8 protein-coding genes are annotated in these 9,921 nt (G+C 68.5%); 4 read left to right on the forward strand and 4 right to left on the reverse strand.

Annotated elements, in window-relative coordinates; genetic code table 11:
• Positions 1 to 62 precede the first annotated feature (62 nt).
• Positions 63 to 1,109, forward strand: coding sequence for an alpha/beta hydrolase (locus ACFWMR_RS31725; RefSeq protein ID WP_093932322.1), 1,047 nt, complete (start codon positions 63 to 65; stop codon positions 1,107 to 1,109).
• A 303-nt stretch (positions 1,110 to 1,412) separates the two neighbouring features.
• Here the strand turns inward: ACFWMR_RS31725 and ACFWMR_RS31730 are convergent, their stop codons facing one another.
• Positions 1,413 to 1,943 carry a hypothetical protein gene (locus ACFWMR_RS31730; RefSeq protein WP_093932321.1) on the reverse strand — a complete coding sequence of 177 codons (531 nt, stop codon included), beginning with the start codon at positions 1,941 to 1,943 and terminating at the stop codon, positions 1,413 to 1,415.
• Positions 1,944 to 2,392: 449 nt separating this feature from the next.
• Positions 2,393 to 3,835 (reverse strand): catalase, encoded by a 1,443-nt coding sequence (locus tag ACFWMR_RS31735; protein ID WP_093932320.1) that lies wholly within the window; start codon positions 3,833 to 3,835, stop codon positions 2,393 to 2,395.
• Between the two features lie 256 nt (positions 3,836 to 4,091).
• Between ACFWMR_RS31735 and ACFWMR_RS31740 the strand changes: the two genes are divergently transcribed.
• Positions 4,092 to 5,234, forward strand: a complete 1,143-nt coding sequence (locus tag ACFWMR_RS31740; RefSeq protein ID WP_378381035.1) for an MFS transporter — start codon at positions 4,092 to 4,094, stop codon at positions 5,232 to 5,234.
• 71 nt (positions 5,235 to 5,305) lie between these two features.
• Here the strand turns inward: ACFWMR_RS31740 and ACFWMR_RS31745 are convergent, their stop codons facing one another.
• Positions 5,306 to 5,677 carry a hypothetical protein gene (locus ACFWMR_RS31745; protein WP_378381031.1) on the reverse strand — a complete coding sequence of 124 codons (372 nt, stop codon included), beginning with the start codon at positions 5,675 to 5,677 and terminating at the stop codon, positions 5,306 to 5,308.
• Between the two features lie 72 nt (positions 5,678 to 5,749).
• Positions 5,750 to 6,940 carry an RtcB family protein gene (locus tag ACFWMR_RS31750; RefSeq protein WP_378381032.1) on the reverse strand — a complete coding sequence of 397 codons (1,191 nt, stop codon included), beginning with the start codon at positions 6,938 to 6,940 and terminating at the stop codon, positions 5,750 to 5,752.
• Positions 6,941 to 7,179: 239 nt separating this feature from the next.
• Between ACFWMR_RS31750 and ACFWMR_RS31755 the strand changes: the two genes are divergently transcribed.
• On the forward strand, positions 7,180 to 8,688 hold the full coding sequence (locus ACFWMR_RS31755; RefSeq protein WP_378381033.1) for a M48 family metallopeptidase: 1,509 nt from the start codon (positions 7,180 to 7,182) through the stop codon (positions 8,686 to 8,688).
• Between the two features lie 9 nt (positions 8,689 to 8,697).
• Positions 8,698 to 9,804, forward strand: coding sequence for a DUF4034 domain-containing protein (locus ACFWMR_RS31760; protein ID WP_378381034.1), 1,107 nt, complete (start codon positions 8,698 to 8,700; stop codon positions 9,802 to 9,804).
• Positions 9,805 to 9,921: the final 117 nt, after the last annotated feature.

Here is a 9,921-nt window from a genome sequence, read left to right on the forward strand (position 1 = left end):
CCGTCCCGCTGGACGGCCTACCTACTCGCAAGTAACCTGTCGGGAAGCCCCCAGGAGGAGACATGGCGATACCGCTCCAGATCCGTGCCGAGGCCGCGTTCTCGCAGCTGGCGTTCTGGCTCCCAGGGCCGGTCAGACGGGCCATCGCCGGGCCTCCGCTTCGCCTGGACGGACAGGAGCTCGCCCTCGACGCCCAGTTGCTGCTTCGCCTCCAGAAGCTGGCGAAGGCATCGCTGGTGCGGGGAACCGTCGAAGAGTCGCGCCGCATGCTGCTGGCGAGCAGGCACTTGGTCAGTGGACCGACGATCGAGCCCGTCGCCACCAGGGAACTGCTGATCCCGACGGGCGACGGAGACGTGCCCGCCACGCTCTACACGCCCGCCGGGCTGCCGGACCCGTCCGGGCTGCTGGTGTTCTTCCACGGCGGCGGCTGGGTGGTCGGCAGCCGCGTCTCCCACGACAACACCGTCCGCTACCTGGCGAAACAGGCCGGGGTGCGGGTCCTGTCGGTGGAGTACCGGCTCGCGCCCGAGACGCGGTTCCCCGGCGCCACCGATGACGCGATCGCGGCGTTCGAGTACGCCTTCGCCAAGGCACGGGACCTGGGCGCCGACCCTGCCCGCATCGCCGTCGGCGGTGACAGCGCGGGCGGGAACCTCGCGGCGGTGACCGCGCAGCAGGCGGTGAAACGCGGCGGCGGGATCCCGGCGTTCCAGCTGCTGTTCTATCCGGCGACGGATTTCACCGTTCGCCGTCGTTCCCGGGAATTGTTCGCGGAGGACCTGTTCCTCACCGATTCGGATATGACCTGGTTCGAAGGACATTACGTGCCGAAGGGCACCGATCTGTACAACCCGAAACTCTCCCCGCTGCACGGCGACGTTTCCGGATTGCCGCCCGCGTATATCGCGACGGCCGGTTTCGATCCGCTGCGCGACGAGGGTGAGGCTTACGCGGAGAAATTGCGGAAGGCCGGGGTGCCGGTGGCGCTGAGCCGCCAGCCGGACCTGATCCACGGGTACATCAACTTCCTCGGCGTCGGCCGCCGGTTCCGGGAAGCGACCGCCGAAGCCGCGGGCGCCCTGCGGCTGGGCCTCGCGCCGAAGTGACGGCCAGAGCCCGGGTGAGGAGGAATGTCCCCACCCGGGCTCCGGCCCCCATTTCATGGCCCGCCGCCCTGCACGGCGAACCCAGACGACTCTTGACGACTACGCCTGTTCTTGACGGACCACGCCTATTTTTGACGGACCACGCCTGTCTCTCGGAAGCGCGCCAGCGCGACGAGAGACTTCACCCGCGCGCCTCTTTTGGCCGAAGGCCACGGAAACCTTTTGTAGGGCGCCCCTACCTGCCTGCGTGAGCGGGCCTCGAACCCGCGCCCTGCGAAAGGTTTCCGTCAGCGCGCGGCAATACTAGGGCGTGGGAAGCGGTACGGGCGGTACCGGCAGCGGCGGGACAGGGAGTCCGCCGAGCAGGCCCGCGAGAATGCCGGTCACGGCAGTCAACAGGGCTTTCACCAGGTCGCTGACGATCTTCAGCGGTCCGGGAAGGTCCGGCAGCGACGGGATCGGCACCGGCAGCGGCGGCAGCTGGCGCGCCTTGGCCGTCGGGTCGGCCAGCAGCCTGCTGGACTCGACGGAGCGGCCCTGCGCGAGGTCGCCGAGCTTCTGCGTTTCGGTCTGGATCTGGTAGCGCTTGCCCGCCGCGATGTCACCGAGGACGGGGCTCAGCTTGTCCAAGTCCGCCCGCGTCTTGGCGACGTCACCGCCGTACGCGACCTTGGTGAGGCCGTCTCGCATCTGCAGCACCTGCGCGGCGAGCGCCTGCGTATTCGACGAACCCTTTCCACCATCGGTACTAGCCGTCGCGGCGCCGGCTGAGGCCACCGCCAACAGACTGCCCGCGGCTACCGCGGCAATCGTCCGGGCAATGTTGCCTTTCATTCCCTTACCTCCTGGCCTCTGGGACCTGACGAGGTAAATCGATACCCGCCGTATCGGCCGAACACCACCCGATCACCGGTTGGAACCATTTTCTAACCCTTACGTGCCGGATTCATTCCCGGTGAAGACCCCCGCAATTGATTAACGTCGAAATCTTGTGCCTCCCCCTGAAGATCACCCTTTTCCCGCTGTTTTATGACTACCGGTGACCGGTCGACACCGTGGTGCGTTTCGTTCACCCACAGCGGTGTAAACGGTGATCGTTTGGCTTCATCACTCCGTCGGACAGGCGTGTCTTACTGCTCCACTCGGGGTGTCCCCCACGCACGCCACGGCGTCTTCTGGTTTCACATGCGAGTGGGGACATGGAAACGCACCCGGTGCGCGGGGGATGTCGCGCACCGGGTGCGTTCCGGTGGTGGGAGCAGCCTCTCGGAGGAGAGGTCGTTCTACTCGCGGAAGGCGTCCGCGACCTTGTCGCCGAGGTCCTTGTCCACGTTCCGCCAGTACTCGAAGACGCGCTCCAGCACCGGCCGCGAGACGTCGTTCGAAGCGTGGCCGATGATGTTGTTCGCGAGCCGCTCACGCTGCGCGTCGTCCATCACCTCGCGCACGAGCGTGCCCGGCTGGCCGAAGTCGTCGTCCTCGGCGTGCAGCTTGTACGCCGAGCGAATGACCTCGTCCTCGACGCCGTAGCCCGACGAGGTCTCGGAAGCGATCTCCGCGTTCGCGTGCGGGCCGCCCTTGGAGTTCGGCGCGTACACCGGGTCGCCCGGGTTGTTGTAGCGCATCGCGCCGTCGCGCGAGTAGCTGTTCACCGGGGACTTCGGCGCGTTGACCGGCAGCTGCGTGTAGTTCGCGCCGATCCGGTAGCGGTGCGCGTCCGGGTACGCGAACAGGCGGCCTTGCAGCATCTTGTCCGGCGACGGGCCGATGCCCGGCACCAGGTTGGACGGCTCGAACGCGGCCTGCTCGATCTCGGCGAAGTAGTTCGCCGGGTTGCGGTCGAGCACCCAGCGGCCGACCTTGATCAGCGGGTAGTCGCCCTTCGGCCACACCTTGGTCAGGTCGAACGGATTGAAGCGGTAGTCCGCGGCCTCGGCGTAGGGCATCACCTGGACGTACAGCGTCCAGCTGGGGTGGTTGCCCTTCTCGATGTTCTTGAACAGGTCGCGGATGTAGTAGTCCGAGTCCTCGCCCGCGATGCGGTCCGCGTCGGCCTGGGGCAGGTAGCCGATGCCCTGGTCGGTCTTGAAGTGGTACTTGACCCAGAACTTCTCGCCGCCGGCGTTCTCCCACAGGTAGGTGTGCGAGCCGAAGCCGTCCATCTCGCGCCAGTTCGACGGGATGCCGCGGTCGCCCATCAGCCAGGTGACCTGGTGCGCGGATTCGGGCCGCAGCGTCCAGAAGTCCCACTGGATGTCGTGGTCGCGCAGGTGGTTGTCGGCGCGGCGCTTCTGCGAGTGGATGAAGTCCGGGAACTTGATCGGGTCGCGGATGAAGAACACCGGGGTGTTGTTGCCGACGAGGTCGTAGTTGCCCTCGGAGGTGTAGAACTTCACCGCGAAACCGCGCGGGTCGCGCCAGGTGTCCGGCGAGCCGTTCTCACCGGCGACCGACGAGAAGCGGACCAGGCTCTCGGTGCGCACGCCCGGCTGGAACAGGGCGGCCTTCGTGAACTGGCTGACGTCCTCGGTGACCTCGAGGAAGCCGTGCGCGCCGCCGCCCTTGGCGTGGACGACGCGCTCCGGGACGCGCTCACGGTTGAACTGGGCGTTCTTCTCGATCAGGTAGTGGTCCTGGAGCAGGATCGGGCCGTTGGCACCCACCGTCAGCGAGTCGTTGTCGCTGGCGACGGGGATGCCCACGTTGTTCGTGGTCGGCAAGGTCACGCCGGTGCCTCCTGGTTCGTGGTGGTGGAGCGGTCAGCCACACCAGCTTCGCCCGAGTGCGCGCGCTCAGCACTTCGTGGACGGCCTGGTTCACCCACCCTCTCGCGTAAAATGGAATCAGTCAAGAAAACACTCCGGCGCGGGTGATCGACCTCGCGAAAAAAACTTGCACGCGCGTACCAAGTTGGGTTCTCATCGGATCATGGCCCTAGCTCCGTACCGTCGCGTGTTGGCCGTGCCCGGAGTTCCCGGTTCGATGCTGCTGATGTTCCTGGCGCGGCTCCCGATGACGGCCATGGGCGTGACGATGACGCTGTACGTCGTCAACGACCTCGGCCGCGGCTACGGGGCCGCCGGGCTGGTCGGCGCGGCCACCACGCTCGGCAGCGCGATCGGGGCTCCGCTCGTCGGCCGGTACGTCGACCGCTACGGGCTGCGGCCGGTGGTCGCGATCTGCGGTGTGGCGTCGAGCACGTTCTGGATCAGCGCGCCGCATCTGCCGTACGAGGCGCTGCTGGCCGTCTCGCTCCCCGCCGGCGTGCTGTCGGTGCCCGCCGGGACGCTCGCGCGGCTGGTGCTCACCGCGCTCGTGCCGCTGGATCAGCGGCGGGCGGCCTACTCGCTGGACACGATCTTCGTGGAGGCGTCGTTCATGATCGGGCCGTCGGCCGGGATCATGGCGATCACGCAGCTGCCCGCGGTCTACGCGCTCACCGGCATCGGTGTCTGCTTCGCGCTTTCGGCGACGCTGATCTACCGGCTGAACCCGCCGATCCGCTCCGAGGCCGACACCGAGGTGGTCACCGGGGAGCGGCCGTCCGTGCGGAGCTGGCTCACCGGACGGCTCGTGATGGCGATGTTCATCGCCGCCGGCGCGCTGTTCTGCCTGGTCGGCATGGAGCTCGCCGCGCTGGCGACGCTGCGCGCGAGCGGCGACATCGCCTGGTCCGGGCTGCTGATCACGTTCATGTGCGTCGCGTCCGTGCTCGGCGGGGCGATCCACGGCGCGGTCCGGCGGTCGCTTTCGCAGGGCACGCTGATGCTGCTGCTCGCGGTGCTGACGCTGCCGGTCGGGCTGATCGACCACCCGTGGTGGCTGCTGGCGATCGTGCTCTTCCCGAGCAACGTGCTGTGCGCGCCGACGCTCGCGGCGAGCACGGAGACGGTCAGCGCGGCGGCGCCGGCGCGGGTGCGCGGCGAGGCGATGGGCCTGCTGGACGCGGCCAGCCGGATCGGGCTGGCCGTCGGGAGCCCGATCATCGGGTTCGTGATCGACCACTCCAGCCCCGGGTGGGGGTTCGCGGCGTCGGCGCTGGGCGCGCTGGCGATCGCTTCGGTCGGCCTGTTCTGGCGGCGCTCCCGCACCCCCGCTCAGGTGCCCGCGCTCACTTCCTCCTGACGCGTTTCGTCCTCTGAATGCGGTAGTTGGCGACACGAACTACCGCATTCAGAGGACGAAACGCGAGAGAGTCAGGCGCAGACCTTGCGGAGCGCGTCCAGCCGGTCGATGTTGCGCTTGGTCCAGTCCGCGATCTTGCCCGCGTCGTGGATGTTCTCCTTCTGGGCCTGCAGGTACGAATCGGCCATGCCGGTGAGCGCGCCCGCCACGTCCTTCTCGCCGACGCTGTTCGCCAGCTCGCGCAGGCGCTTCTCCTTGTCGGCGGCCCGCTCCTTGAGCGTCGCCGGGTCCGGGTTGAGGTCGGCGAGGCTGAGCGCCTCGGCGCAGGCACCGACCTTCGTCGCGGCCTTGTTCGTCTGATCCACCGCGTTCGTGACCTCGGCGCACCCGGCCAGCGTGAATCCGGCGGTCGCCAGGAGCGCCGCGAATACCAACCTCTTCATGCGTTCAGGGTAGCGATTTCGTGGGTGGTATGTCGGGTTCCCCTGACCACCACCCACGAATCGCCCGGTAATTCAGCCCTTCACGCAGACGACCTGCTTGAGGTGCGCGACCACCTCGACGAGATCCGTCTGCGCCTTGATGACCGTTTCGATGTCCTTGTACGCGGCCGGGATCTCGTCCACCACACCGGAGTCCTTGCGGCATTCCACCCCGGCGGTCTGCGCGGCGAGGTCCTCGGCGGTGAACAGCTTCTTGGCCTTGTTCCGCGACATCCGGCGGCCCGCGCCGTGCGACGCGGACTGGAAGGACGACGCGTTCCCGAGACCGCGCACGATGTACGAACCGGTGCCCATGCTGCCCGGGATGATCCCGAGGTCACCCGAACCCGCGCGGATCGCGCCCTTGCGGGTCACCAGCAGTTCGACGTCGTCGTAGGTCTCTTCAGCGACATAATTATGGTGACAGCTGATCGCGTCGTCGAACGTCGTCTGCGGGACGACGTCCTTCAGCGCCTGCTTCACGAGCGCGACCATGGTGGCGCGGTTGCGCGCCGCGTAGTCCTGCGCCCAGAACAGGTCGCGCCGGTACGCCTGCATCTCCGGGGTGCCCGCGACGAACACCGCGAGGTCAGGATCCGGCAGGTCCGCGTTGTGCGGCAGCTTCCGGGCGACGGCCATGTGCCGTTCCGCGAGCTCCTTGCCGATGTTGCGCGAGCCCGAGTGCAGCATCAGCCAGACGCGGCCTTCGTCGTCGCCGCCCTGCTCCAGGCAGACCTCGATGAAGTGGTTGCCGCCACCGAGGCTCCCGATCTGGCGGGCGGCACGGTCGTGCAGCTCCTGGACGCCGGAATGAAGGTCGCCGAAGGACTTCCAGAACGCGTCCCAGCCACCGACACCGTGCACCTTCGCCGGGTTCACCGGCGTCTTGTGCAGGCCGAACCCGACCGGGACGGCCGATTCGATCCGGCGGCGGAGCTTCAGCAGGTCGTCGGGCAGATCGGCGGCGGTGAGCGAGGTCCGTACCGCGCTCATCCCGCAGCCGATGTCCACGCCGACGGCGGCCGGGGACACGGCGTCGCGCATCGCGATCACGCTGCCGACGGTCGCGCCCTTGCCGTAGTGGACGTCGGGCATGACCGCGACGCCGTGCACCCATGGCAGGTTGGCGACGTTGTGCAGCTGTCGCATGGCCTGGTCTTCGACCGACGTGGGGTCGGCCCACATCCGGATCGGAACCCGCGAGCCTTCGACCGCCGTGTACATGACTTTCCTTTCGTGGAAAACGTTTTGTCACCGCTGAGCATGCACGGGCCGGACGAACCGGACAACGCATTTACCGATATCCACAATGGACAGTCCACAAGCGACCACCGCGCGTGAGGTGATGTTCATCGCGAAGCCTTCGATCGTATTCGAAAAGTGATCGGCCGGGGAGGGCGCTTCGGGCACAATGAGCGCTCGGTGTCGGGGGTACACCAACTCTGGGGAAGGTCAGTTTCACAGTGAAGTCTCTACGTGGGCTGCTCGCTGCCGTTTTGCTCGCCGGGTTCCCGCTGCTCGTGCTGGCTTTCGTGGGCGGGATCGTGGCGCTCGAAGTGCTGGCGCTGCGGCACAACGTTTTCACCGCGGCGAAGCTCGGCATCATCACCGTTCCGGTCGGCTGGATCCTGCTCAAGACCCTGCTCACGGTCGAGCGGGCGACCGACGACGACGTACCCGGTGTCGCCGTGACACCGGAGTCCCAGCCCGCCCTGTGGGCGCTGGTCCGGGAGCTGGCGGACGAGGCGGGCACCCGTCCGCCGGACGAGATCTACCTCGACGCCGACGTCAACGCGGCGGTCACCGAGCGGACGTCGTGGCTCGGGCTGCGGGTGCTGCGCCGCCGGATGATCATCGGCGTCCCGCTGCTCATGGGCCTGCGCCAGGACCAGTTCCGCGCGGTGCTCGCGCACGAACTGGGCCACTACAGCAACAAGGACACCCGGTTCTCCGCGCTGACCTATCGCGGGCGCAAGTCCATCGCGCGGGTGGTCAACGGCCTGGGCCGCGACGGCTACTTCGAGCGCTTCGTCGGCTGGCTCTTCAGGCAGTACGCGAAGCTGTACTTCATGGTCTCGATGAGCGTCTGCCGGGACCAGGAACTCGCGGCAGACGCCGTCTCGGCACGGCTCGCCGGCACCGACGCGGCGGCCTCGGCCCTGCGCGAGATCGAAGCGCTGGCCGTCACCTGGCGATTCTTCATGAACAACTACGCCGCGATCGGCTGGGACGCGGGCTACCTGCCGGACCGGTTCGGCGAGGGTTACCGCGCGCTGCTCACCGACCCGACCAGGGCGGAGCAGATGGAGGAGATGCGGCGGAACCCGTCGGAGGAGAAAACCTCGCGGTGGGACACGCACCCGGCCACCCGGGACCGCGTCGCGACGCTCGAAGCGGGCGCCCGGTTCCCGGTCCGCCCCGGCGGCGAGCTTCCGGCGACCGAACTGCTGACCGGCGCCGAGAAGATGCTCGACGAGGCGCTGTTCACCGTCTTTTCCGACGAGGCGCACAGCAAACGGCGGACCGACTGGCAGTCCCTGGTCGCCATCGGCCGACGTCACGTCGCCGCCGAAGCGGCCGCCGAGGTCCTGGGAGAACGCACCCTGGACATGGCGCTGGACCTGCTCGACGCGGGCAGGCACGAGGAGCTCGCCGACGCTGCCGACGCTGCCTCGAAGTTGCCCGCCGGGGCCGGCTCCCGCGCCCGCCGGGAGTTCGCTTCGGCGTCGGTCCGCGGACGGCTGGCTGTCGTGGCGCACGCGGCGCTCACCGACGTCGGCGCCGGTCGCTGGTCGCTGTCGTGGTCCGGTCCGGCCCCGTTCGTCCTGGACGAGCCACTGAAGGACGAGCTGGTGCCCGCGCTCGACAAGGCCGCCTCGGCCGAATCCGACACCGCGCCACTGCGCGCGCTGCTGACGGCCGCCGGGGTGCCCGCCGGCTACCGGCCGTCACCCACTCTTGTTCGTTCGTAAGGAGTTTCAATGCTTTGGCTGCTCAAATCCCGTGAACGCAAGGCCGTCTTCGCGCTGATGAAAGAGGCGAAGCGGCGCGGCATCGAGGTCGACGAGCTCACCGCGACCATGACGCCGGAAGAGCTCGCCGCGATGCTGCCGCCGAAGAAGCCCAAGTTCAAGGGCAAGATCCCGGACGTCACGCGCTGGGGTCTCCCGGCCGACGGCGAGGTGTCGACCAAGGAGTACTGGACCGACGAAGAGGTCCTCGCCGTCCAGGAGTCGACCGCCCGCGGCGAATGGGAGGGAGCCGCCGCGCTGCTGGCGTCGACCTGGGGTGACTGGGACCGTCGCAACCTGGTGACCGGCGCGCTCGGCGAGGCCGCCGCGAAGGACGACGAGTGGCTGCGCGCGTGGCGCCGGGCCCGCCCCGGTGACGCGGATGTGGCGCTGGTCAACGCGGAATCGCTGGTGCACGTGGCGTGGGAGGTGCGCAGCGGGCTGATGGCGAAACACGTCTCCGAAGAGCAGTTCGCCGCGTTCTTCCGGGTGCTGGAGCAGGCCGAGGTGGCGGCGCGCGAGGCGTCGGAGCTCGCTCCCGAGGATCCGACGCCGTGGGTGACCGCGCTCGCGATCGCGATGGGGCGGCAGTACGAGAACGACCAGTACCTCGAGGTCTGGGCGGAACTCGTCGAACGCGACCCGCAGCACCGCGGGGCGCACACCCGGGCGCTGCAGTACTGGTGCGCCAAGTGGTTCGGCTCGAACGAGAAGATGTGGGAGTTCGCCGAGACCGCCGCGGCGAAGTCGCCGAAGCTGGCTCCGCTGCTGCTGATCGCCGCGCACGAGGCCGAGTTCCAGGACGTTCCCGCGTGGCGTGACCCGCGGGTCACCGGCGCGCTCGACGGAATCGTGGCGTGGCTCGACGGCGAAGGGCGGGACCACCCGTCGACGCGCTCGGACCGGGCTTACGCGGCGAAGGCGCTCGTGGAGAACGGGCGCTTCGACGAGGCCGTCGAGCAGTTCCGGCACCTGGGGACGCGGGCCGACGGCGGGATGTGGGCCTACAGCGGGGACGCGCGGGCCGAGTTCCTCGCTACGCGGTACGCGGCCTGCTTCGGGGCTACGAAGCCCTGACCCTGCCCCTGACGCGTTTCGTCCTGGGCGTGAGTACGTGAAGGCCCCCTTCATTGCGCTAGGCGCAGTGAAGGGGGCCTTCACGTACTTTGCTTCTCTTCACGGCGTGGGTGGTCC

The organism is Amycolatopsis thailandensis, from assembly GCF_042723255.1.
GTDB classification, from domain to species: Bacteria; Actinomycetota; Actinomycetes; order Mycobacteriales; family Pseudonocardiaceae; genus Amycolatopsis; species Amycolatopsis thailandensis.